This window comes from Sphingomonas gellani, assembly GCF_900110035.1.
Classification (GTDB): Bacteria; Pseudomonadota; Alphaproteobacteria; order Sphingomonadales; family Sphingomonadaceae; genus Sphingomonas; species Sphingomonas gellani.
The window spans coordinates 75,623-94,542 of the sequence record NZ_FOCF01000008.1 but is presented as its reverse complement, the minus strand read 5'-3'; the positions used below and the strand labels follow the sequence as shown (position 1 = coordinate 94,542).

18 protein-coding genes are annotated in these 18,920 nt (G+C 67.8%); 10 read left to right on the top strand and 8 right to left on the bottom strand.

Going from position 1 to position 18,920, the window contains the following annotated elements; genetic code table 11:
• Positions 1-450, bottom strand: a complete 450-nt coding sequence (locus tag BMX37_RS14740; RefSeq protein WP_093666524.1) for a DUF3576 domain-containing protein — start codon at positions 448-450, stop codon at positions 1-3.
• A 256-nt stretch (positions 451-706) separates the two neighbouring features.
• On the opposite strand from BMX37_RS14740, the gene BMX37_RS14735 reads away from it, so the two are divergent.
• Positions 707-1,402 carry a hypothetical protein gene (locus BMX37_RS14735; protein ID WP_093666614.1) on the top strand — a complete coding sequence of 232 codons (696 nt, stop codon included), beginning with the start codon at positions 707-709 and terminating at the stop codon, positions 1,400-1,402.
• A 165-nt stretch (positions 1,403-1,567) separates the two neighbouring features.
• On the opposite strand, the gene BMX37_RS14730 is transcribed toward BMX37_RS14735, so the two are convergent.
• On the bottom strand, positions 1,568-2,098 hold the full coding sequence (locus tag BMX37_RS14730) for a thiamine phosphate synthase (protein WP_244501618.1): 531 nt from the start codon (positions 2,096-2,098) through the stop codon (positions 1,568-1,570).
• A gap of 21 nt (positions 2,099-2,119) precedes the next feature.
• On the opposite strand from BMX37_RS14730, the gene BMX37_RS14725 reads away from it, so the two are divergent.
• Together BMX37_RS14725 and BMX37_RS14720 are read left to right on the top strand one after the other, a co-directional pair.
• Positions 2,120-2,779, top strand: a complete 660-nt coding sequence (locus BMX37_RS14725) for a YggS family pyridoxal phosphate-dependent enzyme (protein WP_093666523.1) — start codon at positions 2,120-2,122, stop codon at positions 2,777-2,779.
• A gap of 17 nt (positions 2,780-2,796) precedes the next feature.
• Positions 2,797-3,459 (top strand): HAD family hydrolase, encoded by a 663-nt coding sequence (locus BMX37_RS14720; protein WP_093666612.1) that lies wholly within the window; start codon positions 2,797-2,799, stop codon positions 3,457-3,459.
• 591 nt (positions 3,460-4,050) lie between these two features.
• On the opposite strand, the gene tldD is transcribed toward BMX37_RS14720, so the two are convergent.
• From tldD to BMX37_RS14705, 3 genes are read right to left on the bottom strand one after another with little or no spacing between them, the layout of a single operon-like run.
• The gene (gene tldD, locus BMX37_RS14715) at positions 4,051-5,478 is read right to left on the bottom strand and encodes a metalloprotease TldD (RefSeq protein WP_093666522.1); all 1,428 of its coding nucleotides are present in this window, start codon (positions 5,476-5,478) and stop codon (positions 4,051-4,053) included.
• Between the two features lie 50 nt (positions 5,479-5,528).
• Positions 5,529-6,020 (bottom strand): DUF3224 domain-containing protein, encoded by a 492-nt coding sequence (locus BMX37_RS14710; RefSeq protein WP_212611458.1) that lies wholly within the window; start codon positions 6,018-6,020, stop codon positions 5,529-5,531.
• Positions 6,020-6,253 (bottom strand): zinc-finger domain-containing protein, encoded by a 234-nt coding sequence (locus BMX37_RS14705; protein ID WP_093666521.1) that lies wholly within the window; start codon positions 6,251-6,253, stop codon positions 6,020-6,022. Before BMX37_RS14705 ends, BMX37_RS14710 begins: the two co-directional genes overlap by 1 nt.
• Before the next feature lie 81 nt (positions 6,254-6,334).
• On the opposite strand from BMX37_RS14705, the gene BMX37_RS14700 reads away from it, so the two are divergent.
• Positions 6,335-7,276, top strand: coding sequence for an ABC transporter ATP-binding protein (locus tag BMX37_RS14700; RefSeq protein WP_093666610.1), 942 nt, complete (start codon positions 6,335-6,337; stop codon positions 7,274-7,276).
• A 49-nt stretch (positions 7,277-7,325) separates the two neighbouring features.
• Here the strand turns inward: BMX37_RS14700 and BMX37_RS14695 are convergent, their stop codons facing one another.
• Entirely contained in the window at positions 7,326-8,501 is a 1,176-nt protein-coding gene (locus BMX37_RS14695) for a CsgG/HfaB family protein (protein ID WP_342027868.1), read from the bottom strand.
• 51 nt (positions 8,502-8,552) lie between these two features.
• On the opposite strand from BMX37_RS14695, the gene nadB reads away from it, so the two are divergent.
• From nadB to BMX37_RS14680, 3 genes are all read left to right on the top strand, one after another.
• Complete coding sequence (gene nadB, locus BMX37_RS14690; protein ID WP_093666519.1) at positions 8,553-10,136, top strand: L-aspartate oxidase; 1,584 nt, start codon at positions 8,553-8,555, stop codon at positions 10,134-10,136.
• Between the two features lie 90 nt (positions 10,137-10,226).
• Positions 10,227-10,799, top strand: a complete 573-nt coding sequence (locus BMX37_RS14685) for a PilZ domain-containing protein (protein ID WP_139198099.1) — start codon at positions 10,227-10,229, stop codon at positions 10,797-10,799.
• 37 nt (positions 10,800-10,836) lie between these two features.
• Complete coding sequence (locus tag BMX37_RS14680) at positions 10,837-11,229, top strand: hypothetical protein (protein WP_139198098.1); 393 nt, start codon at positions 10,837-10,839, stop codon at positions 11,227-11,229.
• Positions 11,230-11,274: 45 nt separating this feature from the next.
• Here the strand turns inward: BMX37_RS14680 and BMX37_RS14675 are convergent, their stop codons facing one another.
• Together BMX37_RS14675 and BMX37_RS14670 are read right to left on the bottom strand one after the other, a co-directional pair.
• A complete protein-coding gene (locus BMX37_RS14675; RefSeq protein ID WP_170841990.1) occupies positions 11,275-13,059 on the bottom strand; it encodes a thiamine pyrophosphate-requiring protein in 1,785 nt (594 codons plus the stop codon).
• 62 nt (positions 13,060-13,121) lie between these two features.
• Complete coding sequence (locus BMX37_RS14670; protein WP_093666608.1) at positions 13,122-14,333, bottom strand: cation:proton antiporter; 1,212 nt, start codon at positions 14,331-14,333, stop codon at positions 13,122-13,124.
• Between the two features lie 129 nt (positions 14,334-14,462).
• On the opposite strand from BMX37_RS14670, the gene BMX37_RS14665 reads away from it, so the two are divergent.
• The 3 genes from BMX37_RS14665 (at position 14,463) to polA (ending at position 18,909) form a co-directional block, all read left to right on the top strand.
• On the top strand, positions 14,463-15,614 hold the full coding sequence (locus BMX37_RS14665) for a serine hydrolase (protein ID WP_425288467.1): 1,152 nt from the start codon (positions 14,463-14,465) through the stop codon (positions 15,612-15,614).
• Positions 15,615-15,732: 118 nt separating this feature from the next.
• Positions 15,733-15,996: a CsbD family protein gene (locus BMX37_RS14660; protein WP_093666606.1), complete on the top strand. Its 264-nt coding sequence runs from the start codon at positions 15,733-15,735 to the stop codon at positions 15,994-15,996.
• A 144-nt stretch (positions 15,997-16,140) separates the two neighbouring features.
• Complete coding sequence (gene polA, locus BMX37_RS14655) at positions 16,141-18,909, top strand: DNA polymerase I (RefSeq protein ID WP_093666605.1); 2,769 nt, start codon at positions 16,141-16,143, stop codon at positions 18,907-18,909.
• The last annotated feature ends 11 nt before the right edge of the window (positions 18,910-18,920 follow it).

Here is an 18,920-nt window from a genome sequence, read left to right as displayed (position 1 = left end):
TCAGCCGGCGATCGCCGCGCGCCGGAGGTCGCGGGCACGGGTCAGGATGATGTCCTCCAGCTTCTGGACCGTGGCGGCCTTTACCGGGGCGGCGACCCACTGGCCGTTCTGGTTCACCTCACGCAGGGCGGCCACGCGCACGGCGTCGGCGCGCAGGTCCTGGTCCAGGATCGACACCGTGACCTTCATCCGCTCCGACGGAGTCTGCGGATTGACGTACCAGTCGGTGACGATGACTCCGCCGTTCGAGTCCGTTTGCACCAGCGGCATGAAGCTGAGCGTGTCCAGGCTGGCGCGCCACAGATAGGCGTTGACGCCGATCGTGGTAACCTTCGACGCGGCCAGATCCGCCTTGGGCCGCTCCCCACCCTTGCTGCATGCCGCCAGAGGCGCGAGCAGAACCGGCGCGGTCAGGCCGAGAAGAAAAACGGTACGCAACGAGCGGGTCATCGGCGAGGCATCCTGGACGGGAAAATCTGCCTTTCGCTGTACAGGTGCACCCTGTGCCCCGCAAGCAGCCCGCCACGGGGAAGAGGGCGGCGTTTCGGTGATGGGTCCCGCCCCCGGCTGTGGGATCATGGCAACACCTGGGCATAATTGTCGCCGCGCGGCATTTGAGGGGGAGCGAATCGTGTTAGCGCTCCTTATTAGGGGACTCAGGCCAATGGGCCAGGGGGATGAGGTGACTGTGACCGCAGGGCGGATCATGACAATGCTTGCGGGTGGGGCGCTGGTCGCCGCTGCCGCGCTTGTCGTGCCCGGCGCGATGGGTGCAGCACCCGCCAGGGATGCGGCGGTGCGTCGCGCCGCGGCTTCCCCGATCCTCGGTACCTTTACGCCCGTCGCCGCCGATCCGCGCCTGGCCGCGATGCTGGCACGCGGCGGCATGGATGCGGGCAGCTTCCGTTTCACGCCTGCTGAGGTGCGGTCGACCAACCAGGCCGTGACTGTGGCCGTTCGTGCACGCACCAACCGCGCGATCGACAACAGCCGCGTGGCGAGCGCACCTGCCGCCTCCGTCACCACATTGTCGCCGGTCGCTTACAATCTGGGCGTGGCCGTGGGTTGGAAGCGGTTCGCGGTGGCCGGCGATGTGAGCCGGCTCGACATGGCGACGCGCCCCGGCAGTCGCGAAGCGGCGGACGTCGCGGTCAGCTATGCCGGCAATCGCTTTACCGGTCGCGTCCAGGCGGGTGCGGATCGTCCGCTGGGCGACGCGCCGAAGCTGGTCGAGCCTGCGCCCAGCTATTCGGTCGATCTGGGTGGATCGTACCGCCTGACCCGCAACCTGGATGTGACCGCGGGCGTGCGTTACCGCGCCGAGCGGGAGCGGCTGAACCGGTTCGATTCGGATCGGCGTGACAGCCAAGCCGTGTACGTGGGTACCGCCTTCCGCTTCTGAACGGGAAGCTGCTCAGCTGTGTGAGCGGCGCCGGGCGCATGACGTACGGGACGGCGACAGCGCATCGTGTCGATGGTGCGAGGGATACCGGCTGGTTCCGTGATGGCGCCCGCCGCTCTACGTCATCACTAGAACGAACACTGCCTGCCTCCAGCGGCGCAAGAATCAACGCGACGTAAGAGCGTCGATTGCGGCCCAGCCATGAAAGCCCAGATGACGGATGCGCAGCCAGCGGCGGCGGTCCATTCCTCCCAGCGCAATCAGCGGCAACCCGGCGGCCGTTCCGATCCGGCGACCCCGACCCGGCCCGACGCCCATCGCGGCGGGGTGGGAGCGGGTGGCGAAGATCGGTGACACGAACACCAGGTCCGCGCCCGTACGCCGCGCAGCGATCGCCTGCCTCCGGTCGTGCGCCGACCAGCTTCTCAGACCCAGCCCGTGCCCAGTTCCGTGCCCCGCGCCATGCACACCCGCCACGCCCGATGCTCCACCCGCCACCAGCAATACCAGGCGCCGTGCCGCGGCGACGCGCCGCACGCGTTTGATCAACGCGCGCCGCTGTGCCGGCGCGGTGGCGTGATGGCGCAACACCACACCCGAACCGGGAGGCAAGCGACGCAAGGCAGTCCACAGGGCCTCGCCGACCCGTTCATCGGTCATCAGCCACAGGCGCGGGATGATCTTCCGGTGCGTCACGGCTGTCCCTATAGCGCCCGCATGACCTCTCCTGCCAACCGCCTGGCCGACATCGGCGGACGTATCGCCCGTGCAGCCGCGCTCGCCGGCCGTCCCCCCGGCTCGACGACGTTGATCGCCGTGTCCAAGACCCATGACGCCGACACGATCCGCCCGCTGATCGCGGCGGGTCAGCGCGTCTTCGGTGAAAACCGCGTGCAGGAGGCCGCCGGAAAGTGGCCGGCCTTGCAGGAGGCTCAGCCGGGTATCGCGCTGCATCTGGTCGGGCAGCTGCAATCGAACAAGGCGGCGGAGGCGGTGGCGCTGTTCGACGCGATCCACTCCGTCGATAGGCCGTCGCTGGTCACGGCGCTGGCGCGGGCGATGGATGCCGCGGATCGTCGACCGGACTGCTTCATTCAGGTCAATATCGGCGATGAACCGCAAAAGGGTGGCTGTGCTGTGGCCGACCTGCCGGCGTTGCTGGCATCGGCGTGCGCGGTGTTGCCGGTCGCCGGGTTGATGGCGGTGCCGCCTGCCGGGCTGGAGCCAGCGCCGTATTTCGCGCTGCTGGCCAAGATCGCGCGGGACCACGGGGTGTCGGGATTGAGCATGGGCATGTCCGACGATTTCGAAACGGCGGTGACCCTGGGCGCCACGCACGTCCGGGTGGGCAGCGCCCTGTTCGGAGCGCGGCAGTGAGCGGGAACATCGTCTCCGTGCGTTTCGACGCCTTGCTGTTCGATTTCGATGGCGTGCTGATCGAGAGCGAGGCCAGCGGCAATCGCCACATCGCCGAATGGCTGACGGCGGCGGGCTGGCCGACGACGGTGGAACATTCCACCGCGCATTTTATGGGCCTGTCCGGCGCGTCGTTCCTGCAGGCGATCGAGCGCCATATCGGCGGGCCCTTGCCGGAGGCGTTCCATGCCGAACGCGCGGCCGAAAACGCGCGGGTGCTGGCCGAGGGCGTCGACGCGGTCGAGGGCGCGGTGGCGTTCGTCCGATCGCTGCCGCCCGAACTGCCGCGCGCGATCGTTTCGTCCAGCTCGACCGAATGGATCGACCGCCATCTGCGCCATATCGGCCTGCGCGACGCGTTCGGCAGCCATATCTATTCGGGCAAGGAGCATGTCGCGCGCGGGAAACCGGCGCCCGACCTTTACCTCCATGCCGCGCGCGAGCTGGGCGTGGACATCGCGCGGACGGCGATCCTGGAGGATTCCCCGGTCGGGGCGACGGGCGCGGTGGCATCGGGCGCGTACGTCATCGGGCTGTGCGCCGGCACGCACTGCGATGTCGGGCATGACGAGCGACTGCGGGCGCTGGGCGTCGACGCGATCGCGCAGGACTTCGCCGAAGTCGCGGCGCTGCTTGCTTGAGGCGCGTGGTTTAGACAGCCGAGGCTGAACACGAAGCGGGGTTGTCGCAGCAAGCTGGACCGTCCCCTCAAGCCTGCTCACCGACGCGCAGGACGTATCCCAATTCAGGTTCGATCGGTGCTGACGAAGCTATCGGAGCTTGCGGTCGCAACCGGTCGCGCCGTCCAGCGGCCCGGTCGAAATCGACGGAATCGATCCGCGCCACCGTCATGGGCTACACCAGCGCAGGGCGATTGGCCGGAATGGCCGAGGTCAATTCGATAGGGCCACCATGATCGCGCCTGTCCAGCCCCAGCGGCAGGTTGAGCACCCCACTAGTGGACCAGCCGGGTTGGCCGTGCGCGGTGAGAGCGCCCTCCGCCGCCGGCTAGCCCGCCAGCTTTGAGAAAAACGCCCGGTTGAAGAGCGTGCGCAGCGTGCCGCCGTTCGATCCGGCGCCCCTGTCGGCGCCCCTTATGCACGCCCCCTGTTGGGCAGTACGTGGTTGCTGGCGCCGGCCGAATTGAGCGGAACGTCGACCGGGCGCGCGGGTCTCAGGCGTGCGTGCCACAGGCATCTCGGTGAGCACTTCTGGGCACAGGATTACCCCCCTCAGGCCGCCGTCCCACCCAGCGTCATCCCCTCGCACAACAAGGTCGGCTGACCGACCCCGGCCGGCACGCTCTGCCCGCCTTTGCCGCACACGCCGACACCCTCGTCCAGAGCGAAGTCGTCGCCGATGCCGGTCACCTTGGTCAGCACGGTGGGGCCATCGCCGATGATCGTCGCGCCCTTGATCGGCGCGCCCAGCTTGCCGTCCTCGATCCGATACGCCTCAGTGCAGGAGAACACGAACTTGCCCGATACGATGTCGACCTGCCCGCCGCCGAAGCTCTTGGCGAAGATGCCCTTCTTGACCCGGCTCAGCAGTTCGGCAGGATCGTCCCCGCCGCCCTTCATGAAGGTGTTGGTCATGCGCGGCATGGGGGCGTGCGCAAAGCTTTCGCGGCGGCCGTTGCCGGTCGCGGCCACGCCCATCAGCCGTGCGTTCAGCCGGTCCTGCATATACCCCTTCAGGATGCCGTCCTCGATCAGCACCGTCTCACGGGTCGGCGTGCCCTCGTCGTCGATGGTCAGCGAGCCGCGCCGATCCTGGATGGACCCGTCGTCGACGATGGTGATGCCGGGCGCGGCGACACGTTCCCCGACGCGGCCCGAGAAGGCGGACGTGCCCTTGCGGTTGAAATCGCCCTCCAACCCGTGGCCGATCGCCTCGTGCAATAGAACGCCCGGCCAGCCCGGCCCGAGCAGCACGGTCATCTCACCCGCCGGGGCCGCAACGGAATCGAGGTTCACCAGCGCCTGCGCCAAAGCTTCGTCGATGCCGCGGTTCCACGTCGCCTCGTCGAACAGCCGTTCGTACAGATAGCGACCGCCGATGCCGAAGCTGCCGGTTTCGCGCCGCCCGTTCGACTCCACGACGACCTGGATGTTCAGCCGCACCAGCGGGCGCACGTCGGTGGCGACGAAACCGTCGGCGCGGACGATCTCCACCACCGACCATGTACCACTCAGGCCGACCGACACCTGCGCCACGCGTGGGTCGCGGGCGCGGGCGGCCGCGTCGATGCGCTGGCACAAATTCACCTTGTCGGCGAAGGGCACCAGATCGAGCGGATCGGCATCGGTGTAGAGCCTCGCATTGGTGCCGGCCGGTGCCGCCGCCTTCGCCCCCTGTGCCGGGTCGATCAGCGTCATGGTCTCTGCCGCGCGCTTGATCGCCGCCTCGGACAATTCGTTGGCATGGGCGAAGGCGGTCATTTCGCCGGACACCGCGCGCAATCCGAAGCCGGCGTTGGTGTCGTAGCTCGCCGTCTTCAGTCGCCCGTCGTCGAAGCCGAACGCCTCCGCCCGGCGATATTGCAGGAACAACTCACCGTCATCCGCCGCGCCCAACGCCGCGGCGGTCAGGCGCTGTGCCGCCTCCGGCGACAGCTGATCGCGGTACAGGAACGAGCGGGGATCGGGAGAAAGCGTCATGCCATCAGATATAAGCGCCTCGCCCGCCGGCGCTATCCCCGTTGCGCCGTTCAGGGCCGATCGGGCAGCGAATAGGTCAGATCGTACAGGTGCTTGCCGCCCTTGATCTCGATCGCCAGCGTGCCGGCGATCCCCGCCAGGTCGCCGGTGCCGCTGTCCGGTGCGATGATGATCGACAGCTCCGCATTACCCGTGGCGCTCATGGTGCCCCGGTGAAGCAGGACGAAACCGCCGCTGTGGCCATCCACCGTGCCGCTGAACTGGTCCACCGCGACATAAGCAGCCGGCTTTCCGGGCGCGGGCGTTCCCGCCGCCAGCATGGTGCCGCGCGCGGTGCCGGTGACCGGTCCGGCAAAGGTCTTCAGCAGGCCGACACGGCTGGTCGGCAGGCCGTCACCCTCGGCGGGTGCCTGCGACTCGGGCGTCATGACGATCTCGAACGTGCCGGTGGCGTGATGCATGCTGATCCTCCTGCCCTGTTCGGCCGAAACCGATGCCGGAACGATTGCCGCCAGCGCGAACAGGGCGCCGGCGCCGCGCATCAGTGGCTGCCGCCCTCTGCGTAATCACCCAGCGTCGACTGGTCCGCGCCGTCGGCCGGGCCGCCGATCAGGATGAAGCGACGGTCGCAATAACCGCAATCGACATAGCCATGCTCGTCGATTTCCAGGAACACGCGTGGGTGGCCCAGCGATGCGCCGCCCGGAATGTCCTGCGCGCCGTCACAGGCGACGCGGCGGTGGGTGACGCGGACGGTTTCGAGCGGCGGGGTCATGGATGCGCGACTAGCAGCGGAGCACCCGGACGATCAACATGGGATTGTGGGCGCCGGACCATGCGCCTATCGGCGGTGACCATGACCGACGCGGCAATCTCCATCCAGGGCCTGTGCAAGACCTACGCCGTGAAGGGCGTGCCCGGCGGCAAGCGCGCGCTGGACGGCGTGACCTTCGACGTGCCCGCTGGGTCGATCTTCGGCCTGCTCGGCCCGAACGGCGCGGGCAAGTCGACGCTGATCAACATCCTGGCGGGCCTGGTCAACAAGACGGACGGCGCCGCGTCGATCTGGGGCTTCGACATCGACGCGCATCCACGCAACGCGAAGGCGTCGATCGGCATCGTCAACCAGGAGATCCTATTCGATCCGTTCTTCACCCCGTTCGAGACATTGGAGATTCAGGCCGGCCTGTACGGCGTGGCGAAGCGCGACCGCCGGTCGATGGAATTGCTGTCGGCGGTGCATCTGGCCGACAAGGCGAATGCCTATGCCCGCACCCTGTCGGGCGGCATGAAGCGGCGGCTGATGGTGGCGAAGGCGATGGTGCATTCCCCGCCCGTGCTGGTGCTGGACGAGCCGACCGCCGGCGTAGATATCGAATTGCGCCAGCAGCTGTGGGCCTATGTGCGCGAACTCAACCAGGCCGGCGTGACCGTGGTGCTGACCACCCACTACCTCGAAGAGGCCGAGGAGCTGTGCGACCGTATCGCGATCATCAACGGCGGCCGGCTGATCGCTAACGAGCCTACGCGTGAACTGGTCGGCCGCGCGCAGGAAAAGGTGGTGGCCGTGACGGTGGACCGCGACCTTGCGGAAGCGCCCAGCAACGTGTGCTTCGACAAGGTGACGCTGAAGGGCGCCAGGACGCTGGAGATCACCTATCGCAAGGATCGGGTGAACGCTGGAGAGGTGCTGGCGGCCGTGACGCGCGACGGGCTGGGCATCGTCGATGTGTCCACCAAGGAGCCGGACCTGGAGGACGTGTTCCTCAACCTGACGCGCAGCAGCGCGGGAGGTTAAGGCGGGATAGGGGCGGGCGGCCGCCGCGGCAACGCCCGCCCTTTCTCCCTTATGGCTGCGACGAGGGAGCCAGCTTGGTATTGAGGACCCAGCCGATATTGTCGTTTTCGTCGGCGACTTCCCACCATGGGCCGTTCTTGTTGCCGGTGGGATAGACGATCGCGCCGATCGGCAAGGTGCGGATCACCTTTGCCGCTGCCACGGCGCTCGCGCGCATCGCGACAGGCGCTTGGGCGGTGAAGGTCTTGCTGGGCGCCGCCTCGGCGGTGCCGCTGCTTCCCGGCTGGAGCAGGCCCAGGCTGTTCACCAGCTTGCTGTAGGCCTGGATGAAGGAAAGCGTGACGATCCGGCCGATATCGGTATTGTCGTAACCGCCCCCGACCAGGCCGGCGGCACCCCCGAAGAAGCCCACGCCACCGCCGCCGCCGAACGACAGGCTGTTCTTGGCCGCATAGCCGTCCTCGACGGCGATTGTTTCGGTGGTACGGACGTTGGTGACGGACACCACCGTATTTGCCTCCATCTTCTTGTTGCGCAGGCCGCCAAGAAGGCCACCGACGCGTCCGCCGACCAGACCACCGATCCCGCCGGCCACCGCACTGCCGCTGGCATTCCCGTTCGCGCCCTGAATCTCTGCGACCAGTACGTAGTCGGCAGCCTTGATCTGACCTTGGCCAACATTGGACCGACGCTGCAGGCCGAGATCGGCGCCCACGTTGCGCTCCAGCTGCGCCGCCTGCAGCCCGCTACCGCGATCGACCAGGTTGAAGCATCCGGACCGCTGGATCAGCACTTTCAGCAGTTTTTGCGGCGGGGCCAGGCTGTACTGCGTCCAGCCGCGCGGATCGTCGCCATCGACGACGGAAATCGTGCCGAGCTTGCGCACGCAATGCGGTACGTCGTTCATCGTCGCCTGCTGCGTCTTTTCAGTTCCCGACGGGCGGGCGAGCCCCTGCGACAGCACGGGCGGTGCCAGGACAAGCGAAGTTATTGAAATAACGACCTTAATAGAGCTCATGAACAACCCCCCGTGCTTATCTTTGCCAACATGGCCTATGTTATGCGGTGCCGGCCGTCTGGTAAGTAACATCCCTGATCCGACCGGGCTAGACTGTGGCGGAAAGGCGGTGTGAGGATGCATCTCGCGAAGAGGATGAGCATCTGCCTTAGTCAGGCGGCATCTGTTCGGTGTAGGAAGAATGGTGCACAGGTCAGTGATGACCATTGAACCTGGCTTTGCCATGACGCGCACCGATCACTCGTACGGCGGGCGGGAATGAGCGGTTCCTCGTCGGACGTGCTGATCGTCGGATCGGGTGCGGCGGGGCTTACCGCCGCGCTGAACCTGGCCGATCGGTTCCAGGTGACGGTGCTGGCGAAGGGGGCGCTGAACGAGGGCTCGACCGCCTGGGCGCAGGGCGGCATCGCCGCCGTGCTGGAACCGGGCGACACGTTTGAGAACCATGTCGAGGATACGATCGTCGCAGGCGCGGGGCTGAACGACCGCGATGTGGTGGAGTTCGTGGTGGAGAACGCACCCGCCGCGATCGACCGGCTGCTCCAGCTCGGCGTGCCCTTCGCGACGGAGGGGAACGCGCTGCACCTGACGCGCGAAGGGGGCCATTCGCACCGCCGGATCGTGCACGTCGCGGATGCGACCGGCTGGGCGGTGCAGGAGGCGTTGCAGCGCGCCGCCGAGCGTCATCCCAACATCACGATGATCCCGGACCAGGTCGCGATCGACCTCGCGACCAGCCGCCATGAACAGCGTTACTCGGGCGCCGGGCATGTGTGGGGCGTGTACGCGGTCGATCGCAAGACCGGGCGCGTCAACCTGCACACCGCGCGCGCCACCGTGCTGGCGACGGGCGGGGCGGGGCGCACTTACCTGTTTTCCACCGCGCCACGCGGGGCGACGGGGGACGGCATCGCCATGGCGTGGCGTGCGGGCGCGCGCGTGTCCAACATGGAATTCATGCAATTCCACCCGACCTGCCTGTACAACCTGCAGGTCAAGAACTTCCTGATCACCGAGGCGGTGCGCGGCGAGGGCGGGCGGCTGATCAACCCGCACACCGGCAAGCGTTTCATGGAAGATTACGACGCGCGACTGGAGCTAGCGCCGCGCGACGTCGTCGCCCGCGCGATCGATGCGGAGATCAAGCGCGACGGGCTGGATCACGTCCATCTCGACATCAGCCACCAGCCGCCCGAGTTCGTGCGGGAGCATTTCCCCAACATCTACGAAAAGCTGATCGGGCTGGGCATCGACATGACCGCGTCGCCGATCCCGGTAGTGCCGGCGCAGCATTACACCTGTGGCGGCATCGTCATCGATCGCGGTGGGCGCACCGACTTGCCCGGCCTGTTCGCCGCCGGCGAGTGCACCCAGTCGGGGCTGCACGGCGCCAACCGCCTCGCCTCCAACAGCCTGCTGGAATGTTTCGTGTTCGGTGAGGCGGTTGCGGAAAGCATCAAGGGCGGCTGGGACGACCTGGCCGCACCGCCCGCGATCCGCGCCTGGGACGAAAGCCGCGTCACCGATTCGGACGAGGAGGTCGTCATCAAGCAGAACTGGACGGAAATCCGCCGGTTCATGTGGAATTATGTCGGGATCGTGCGGACCACCAAGCGGTTGCAACGGGCGCAGAATCGCATCCGCATGCTGACCGACGAGATCGCCGACCATTATGGCCATTTCCGCGTCACGCCGGACCTGATCGAGCTGCGCAACCTGTTGCAGACCGCCGACCTGATCGTGCGATCCGCGCTGGCCCGTCACGAAAGCCGCGGGCTGCATTACACGTTGGATTACCCCGACATGCTGGCAGAGGCCAGGGACACGATCCTGGTGCCCTGACCGGCAAGTTGATCTCGCTTAACCGAATCTTTGGCGCAGCTGGTGCAAAGCTTGCCGTTGTTACGGGAGCTTGCGGGTCATCATGGTGTGTTGAGCGTATTGCAGAACGGCTTTCGCCAGCGCGAACCTCGCGTGCGGGTGATCGTGCCGTGCCGCATGAACCACAATGGTGGCTGGCTGGACGCGTGCATCCACAACGTGTCCTCGCGCGGAATGCTGGTCGCGTCCGACGGGTCCGTGAAGTCGGGCGACTATATCGATATCCGACGCGGTACGCTGGTCATCATCGGACGGGTCGTATGGGCGAAGGACCGGTTCTTTGGCGTCCGCACCCAGGACCGGATCAGCGTCGACGCGCTGGTCGGTGAACCGCGTCGAGCGACCCGGCCCCCCGCCGCCGTGGAAGCGCCGGGCGAGCGGCGTTCCGCCACCCGCTACGCCAGCGAGGCGCAGGCCGCGCACCGGGCGGAGCGCAGCCGCCAGATGTCGTCGTTCATGCAATATGGCCTGCTCGTCTGCGTCGCCCTGATCGTCGCACTGGCGGCGGGCAGTCATGTCTATGGCCTGCTCGACCAGTCGATGGGTTCGGTCAGCGCCGCGCTGGGCGGACAATCGTCCACGGCGGGGCCGGCGCATGCGCCCCAGGCGCCGAACGGGAACTGACCCCTGCGGCGGTGATGAATCGATGAAGGACGTGACCATGTACGGGGCCCGGGCCGATCACGACGACTTGCGTGAGCGGATGACGCGATTTGCAGTGCTGCTGTCCGCTCCCGACGGCTCGGCCAATGCCTCCTTGTTGCGCCAACGGGCGGCGTTCGCCCGCTGCTTCGCGCTGCATGTCGCGGACGAGCAGAGGGCGCTGGCCCGGCTTGTCGCGACGGACCGGTCGATGCGCGACCCCTTGCGCGGGTACTACGACCGGCTCGGCGCGCTGCGCACGGATTATAGTGCGCATATCAGCACCTGGACCCCCGCCGCGATCGGCGGCGACTGGCACGGCTATGGCCAGGCCGTCTTCGGCTTGCAGGACCGGTTGCGGGATCTGATGGCGTGGGAGGAACGCAACCTGACGGTCCCCGCGGTGGCGTGACGCCATCGGCCGCGGGGATGCGTCGATATCGGCTACGTTCCGCGTCTAGCCGGTGACCTCCTTCACCAATTGACGCGCGGTTTCCTTCAACACCCCGACCGCGCCCGGATCGCGCGCCATCGCGGTCATGAATCCCTTGGCCTGTTTCAACGTCAGATGCGGCGGAAGCGGGGCGACATCGGGATCGCACTTCACCTCCAGCAGCACGGGGCGGTCGGCGGACAGCGCCTCTGCCCAGGCGCCCGCCAGCCGTTCGGGATCGTCGACGAAGATGCCCTTAAGCCCGATCATCTCCGCGAAACGGGCATAGGGGACGTCCGGCAGGTCCTGCGTCGTGGCGAAGCGGGGATTGCCCTCCATCACCCGCTGTTCCCACGTCACCTCGTTCAGGTCGCCGTTGTTGAAAACGCACACCACGAAGCGGGGATCGGCCCAGCGTTGCCAGTATTTCTGCACCGTGATCATCTCGGCCAGGTTGTTCATCTGCATCGCGCCATCGCCGACCAGCGCCACGACCGGGCGGGACGGATGCGCGAACTTCGCCGCGATCGCATAAGGCACCGCCGCACCCATGGATGCGAGACCCCCCGACAGCGACCCGCGCTGGCCCCGTTTCACCTGCCAGTCGCGTGCGTACCAGTTGGCGCAGCTGCCGGAGTCGGAGGTGACGATCGCATCGCTGGGCAACAGCGGCGACATCTCATGCACGATGCGCTGCGGATTGACCGGGTTGGCGGCGGCCATGGCGCGGGCGGCGATCGTCTTGCGCCATTCGGCCACGCCCGCCTCGATCCCGTCGCGCCAATCACGATCGCCCTTGCGTTCGAGCAGCGGCATCAGCGCCGTCAGCGTCTCCAGAGCGCCACCGTGCAGGTTGACCTCCACCGGGTAACGCAGGCCGAGCATGGATGCGTCCACATCGATCTGCACCGCGCGCGCCTGTCCGTCGGGGGGCAGGAACTCCGCCCAGGGGAAACCGGTGCCGATCATCAGCAGCGTGTCGCAATCCGCCATCATGTCCGACGATGGCTTGGTGCCCAGCAACCCGATCGCGCCGGTGACGAAGGGCAGGTCGTCGGGCAGCACATCCTTGCCCAGCAGGGCCTTGGCCACGCCCGCGCCCAGCCGGTCCGCCACCGCGACGACCTCGTCCGCCGCCTCGCGCGCGCCGGCACCGATCAGGATCGCGACCTTCTTGCCGGCATTCAGCACCTCGGCCGCGGCGCGCAGGTCGGCGTCGTGCGGCATAATGCGCGGACGGGCATAGCCGGGGCCCGAGCGGGTAAAGCCATGCGCCACCGCGGGCTGTTCCATCGCCTCGTCCTGCACGTCCTTGGGCAGCACCACCGCCGCGACGCCGTTGCCGGCCAGCGCGATGCGGAAGCCCCGGTCGACGACGTGGCGCGTCTGGGCGGGGGCGGACACCTCCTGCACGTAATCGGCGACGTCGGCGAACAGTCGGTCGAGGTTCAGTTCCTGTTGGTAGTTCGATCCCCGCACGGTCGTCTCCGCCTGCCCGGCGATGGCGTAGACGGGGACGTGGTCCAGCTTGGCATCGTACAGGCCGGTGACCAGATGGGTCGCGCCCGGGCCACCGGTCGACAGGCACACGCCGATCTCCCCGGTGAACTTGGCATGGGCGGTCGCCATGAACGCGGCCATTTCCTCATGCCGGACCTGGATGAACTCGATGCCGCTGCCCGCCTCTTCTGCGCGTTGCAGCGCGCCCAGCACGCCGTTGATGCCGTCGCCCGAATAGCCGAAGATGCGGGTCACGCCCCACGCCTTCAGCCGTTCCACGAAGAAATCGCTCGTCATCTGCGCTGCCATGATCCGTGTCCTTGCCGCCGTACGGGGCGACAACGGTGGGGGGCGCGCGATGTTGCAGCCGTTCAGGCGCGGGTGGCGCGGAAAAGCCCCAGGCGCCGTACCAGCGCGGGCATGGTGATGCCCTGCACCACGATCGAAAAGGCGACCACGGCGAACGTGACCCAGACGATCTCCTCCCGCTCCGCCACGCCCGCCGGCAGGGCGAGTGCCAGCGCCAGCGCCAACGCCCCGCGCAGGCCGCCCCAGAACAGCACGTGCTTGTATGCCCAGGGAACGCTCAACCGCGACCGGGCAAAGGCGATCATGACCGGGTACACCGCCACCGCGCGGCCGATCAGCGACAGCGCGATCGCCGCCGCCGACGCGAACAGCACGGTGCCGATCGGCACCGCCGCCTCCGCCCCGCCGATCAACAGGAACACCAGCGAATTGACCAGAAAGGCGACGAATTCCCAGTGGTTCAGAACGCCCTCGCGCCCGCTGTCGCTGAACGACCCCAGGAATCCGTAATTGCCGACCACCAGCCCGGCGGTCAGTGTGGCGATCACCCCCGATCCCCCCAGATGCTCCGCGAGAAGGAACGAGCCATAGGCGATCAGGGTGGTCAGCATCACCTCCACCAACCGGTCCTGCGTGCGCCCGGCGAGCAGCACCAGCGCGAACGACACGCCCAGTCCGCACGCGATGCCGCCCAGCACGGTGCCCACCAGTTTCAACGCGATGGTCGTCGCGCCCGCGTCGCCACCCGCCGCGATCCCGGCCAGCACGGCGAAGCCGACCGCCGCGGTGCCGTCGTTCAACAGGCTTTCCGATTCGACCAGCAGGTGCAGGCGATGGGGCACCGGCATCTGCTTGAACGCGGCGATCACCGACACCGGGTCGGTGGCGGCGACCAGCACCCCGAACAGGCCCGCACCGATCCAGCTCCATCCCGCCAGCCAGTGCATGCCCCCCGCGACGATCGCCGCCGCCAGCACCACGCCCAGCGTGACCAGCGCCGACAGCAGCGGCAACTCGCGGCGGAACGGCTTCCACGGGATCTGGATCGCCGCCTCGAACACCAGCGGGGGCAGGAACACCAGGAATATCAGGTCGCGGCTCAGCATCGGCACGCTGCCCGGCGCGGCCACGGCCAGGATCAGCCCCGCCGCGACCAGCGCGACGCTGTACGGCAGGCGAAGGCGCACGCTGGCGATCGCGACCAGCGCGGCGAGCAGCAGCAGCGCGCCGATGCTGGTCGGCTCGAACCCGGCAGGAAGGTCAAGGTCTTGCATGTTTCCCGCCTTTTCACACATTTCATCGCATCGTTGGGCGTTCTCGTCGCAACGGGCGATGGCGGTCATTGTCCCGTGTGGCCGTGTAACCGCAAGGGTTTGCCGACTGGTGGGGCATTTCGCATACGCATGACGCAACGGACGATCGCGGAAAAACGGGCAAGCGGGCGTGGCGGCATGCTGGCCGCAGCATGTGCCGGGATGGCGGCGTTGCTGCTATCGGCCTGCGGGTCGACGTCCCGGCCCGGCGCCAGCGCGATGGCCCCGGAACAGCTGCCCTCACCCATCGTGTCCATCCCGGTGCCACCGGTGACGCAGCGCCCCTATCGCCCCGCACCCTCTCCGTTACAGATGGCGATCCAGTCGCTGGCACGCGGCTTCCAGGGCCGCGCGGGGATCGCGGTGCGCGCGGTGGACGAGGGCTGGACCGTGGAAGCAAACGGGCGCCAGCGCGAGCCGCAGCAATCGGTGTCGAAGCTGTGGGTGGCGATGACGCTGCTCGACCTGCGCGACCAGGGCAAGGCGCGGCTGGACGAGCCGATCGTGGTGCGGCCGGAGGACATCACGCTGTTCCACCAGCCGATCGCCTATCTCGCGCTGAAAGGTGATGGGTTCCACACCACCGTGGGTGACCTGTTGACCCGCGCGCTGACGCACAGCGACAACACCGCCAACGACCGGCTGTTGACCTATGTCGGCGGACCGCGCGCGGTGCGGGCGATGATCGAGCGCAAGCAACTGGGCGATATCCGCTTCGGTCCCGGCGAACGGCTGTTGCAGGCGAAAACGGCGGGTCTGACGTGGCAGCCCTCCTATGCGCTGGGCAACGGGTTCGAGGTCGCGCGATCCCGCCTGCCGATGAGTGTGCGCGTCGCTGCGCTGGACGCCTACACCTCCGATCCGCCCGACGGGGCCGCGCCGCTGTCGATCGCCGATGCGCTGGCCCGGCTGGCGCGGGGCGAGCTGTTGTCGGAAACCTCCACGCGCATCCTGCTCGACACCATGGGCGCGTCGGTGACCGGCCGCGCCCGGATGCGTGCGGCGCTCCCGGCGGGGTGGACGATCGCGCACAAGACCGGCACGGGACAGGACCTCGGCCCGCGCAACGCCGGCTTCAACGATGTCGGCCTGCTCACCGCGCCCGACGGTCGCCGGTATGCCATCGCGGTCATGATCGGCGACTCGACCCGGCCGATCCGGGAGCGGCAGGTGCTGATCCAGAACGTCGCCGCCGCCGTCACCACCTATGCCGGGCGGGGCGGGGACGCGGTCGCGAACTGAGCCCGCGCCACAGCGGCCCGCGTGACGATTTCGTGACGAGCGCGGGACCATATCGCGCGCAAACTCGTTGTGCGGTCGCGAAAGCGGTCATTTGTGGCCGCGTGACATGGAGGTTCCGATGAACAGCACGACGATCGAGGGCAACGCGACTCAGGCCGGCGGCCAGATCAAGGAAGCCGTGGGCAAGGCGACCGGCGACCGGCAGCTTCAGGGTTCGGGCGTGGCCGATCAGCTGAACGGCTTCGTGCAGAAGAATCTGGGCCAGGCCGGTCCGCTGGCCGACAAGGCCAAGGCGTTCGCCAAGGAGCGTCCGGCCGCCACCGCCGCGCTGGTCGGCGTGGTCGGGCTGGCGCTGCTCAACACGCTGCGCGGGCGCCGCTGAGGCTGACGAACGTGCGGGCGGCGTCATCGGCGTCGCCCGTACCGGATGACCCGGCCGGCGGGACAACGGCTTTTCGCGATCCTTTGCGAACAGGCGCCGCCGGGGGCTGATTAACCGAGTGCGACCCGCTACATGGGCCGGACGATGCCCCATCTCTATCTCGTCGACGGCTCGGGCTATATCTTCCGCGCCTATCATCGCCTGCCGCCGCTGACCAATCGCCATGGCGAGCCGGTTGGTGCCGTGTACGGCTACACGTCCATGCTGTGGAAGCTGGCCGACGACCTACACAAGGCCGAGGGGCCGACGCACATGGCGGTGATCCTGGACAAATCGTCCAAGACGTTCCGCAACGAACTGTACGACCAGTACAAGGCGCACCGGCCGCCGCCGCCAGAAGATCTGGTGCCGCAGTTCCCCATGATCCGCGACGCCACCCGCGCCTTTTCCCTCCCCTGCCTGGAAGAGGAAGGGCTGGAGGCCGACGACATCATTGCCTGTTACGCGAAGGCGGCGCTGACGCAGGGGTGGCAGGTCACGATCGTGTCGGGGGACAAGGACCTGATGCAGCTGATCGAGGACGGCAGCCTCGACATGCTCGACACGATGAACAACCGCCGCCTCGGCCGCGCCTATGTCGAGGAGAAGTTCGGCGTCGGCCCGGAAAAGCTGGGCGACGTGCTGGCGCTGATGGGCGATGCGGTCGACAACGTGCCCGGCGTGCCCGGCGTCGGCCCGAAGACGGCGGCGAAGCTGATCAACGAGCATGGCGATTTGGAATCGGTGCTGGCTGCCGCGGCGACCGACACGTTCAAGAAGGGCAAGCTGCGCGACAATCTGATCGAACATGCCGACAATGCACGCCTGTCGCGCGTGCTGGTCACGCTGGAATGCGACAAGCCGCTGCCCCAGCCGCTCGACGAGCTGGAGCTGAAGGGCATTCCCGACGCGCCCCTGCGCGCGTTTCTGGAGCATCACGGTTTCAAGACGCTGCTGACCAAGCTGGGGCAGGTGGCGGACGAACCCGTGGCCGAACCCGCCGCCGTGCCGCATCTGGAGGATCCGCCCTGCGACCATGACGGGTATGAGACGCTGCTCGACGCCGCCGATCTGGACCGCTGGATCGCTGACGCGCGGGCCCAGGGCTTCGTCGCGATCGACACGGAGACGACGGGCAAGGACCCGATGGCGTGCGAGCTGGTCGGCGTCAGCATGGCGCTTGCACCCAATCGCGCGTGCTATGTCCCGCTCGGCCATACCGGCATCGGTGGCGGCGACCTGCTGTCAGAGGCACCGGCGCAGATCGACCGGGCGGCGGCGCTCGCCGCGCTGAAGCCGCTGCTGGAGGACGATGCGGTCCTGAAGATCGGCCACAACCTGAAATACGACATGATCGTGCTGGGCCGTCAGGGCATCGCCGTCGCGCCCTATGACGACACCATCGTGATGAGCTTCGACCTCGACGCCGGGTTGCACGGACACGGCATGGACGAACTTGCCGCGACGCACCTGTCGCACAGCTGCATCGCGTTCAAGGACGTGGTCGGCGTCGGCAAGAGCCAGCGCGGTTTCCATGAGGTCGATCTGGCCGCCGCCACCCGCTACGCCGCCGAGGATGCCGACGTGACGCTCCGCCTGTGGCGTCGCTTCAAACCGCGCCTGCCGCACGAACAGGCGACGCAGGTGTATGAAAGCGTCGACCGGCCGCTGGTGGCGGTGATCTCCGACATGGAACGCCACGGCATCAAGGTCGATCGCGAACGCCTGTCCGCGCTGTCCGCCGAGTTCGCGGGCCAGATCGCCCAGGCGGAGGGAGAGATCCACCGCATGGCGGGCGGGCCCTTCACGATCGGCAGTCCCAAGCAACTGGGCGACGTGCTGTTCGACCGGCTGGGGCTGAAGGGCGGACGCAAGGGAAAGTCGGGCGTCTATTCGACCGACGTCACCGAACTGGAACGCATCGCGCGCGAGGGCGGCGAGGGCAGCGAGATCGTCCGCAAGGTGCTCGACTGGCGCCAGCTGACCAAGCTCAAGAACACCTATACCGATGCACTACAGGAACAGATCAACCCCGAAACGGGGCGCGTCCACACCAGCTACAGCCTGACCGGCGCGCAGACCGGGCGGCTGTCGTCAACCGACCCCAACCTGCAGAACATCCCGATCCGTACCGAGGTCGGACGCCAGATCCGCGACGCGTTCGTGGCGGAACCCGGCAACGTCATCCTGGCGGCGGACTATTCGCAGATCGAACTGCGTCTGGCCGCGCACATGGCCGACGTGCCGCAACTGCGCGATGCCTTCGCGCGTGGCGACGACATCCACAGCCTGACCGCGCAGGAGCTGTTCGGCAGCGTCGACCGCGACACCCGTTCGCGCGCCAAGACGATCAACTTCGCGATCCTGTACGGCATCAGCCGATGGGGCCTGGCCGGTCGCCTGGACGTCTCGGCGGACGAGGCGCAGGGCATGATCGACCGCTATTTCGAGCGCTTTCCGGGCATCAACCGCTACATCGCGGAAACGCTCACCCATGTGCGGGAGCGGGGTTTCACCACTACGCTGTTCGGGCGCAAGACCCACTTCCCGCGCATCAAGAGCCGCAATCAGGGCGAGCGTCAGGGAGCGGAGCGCGCCGCGATCAATGCGCCGATCCAGGGCACCAGCGCCGACATCATCAAACGCGCCATGACCCGCATGAACCCCGCGCTGCACGAGGCCGGGCTGGGACATGTCCGCATGCTGTTGCAGGTGCACGACGAACTGGTCTTCGAACTGCCCGAGGGCGACGTTGCGGCGGCCAAGCCGGTGATCGAGCGCGTCATGGCGACCGCCGCCGAACCCGCGGTCAAGCTGACTGTGCCACTGGGCGTGGAGATCGGCACCGGCCCCAGCTGGGGCGCAGCGCATTGAGGCGCCATGCG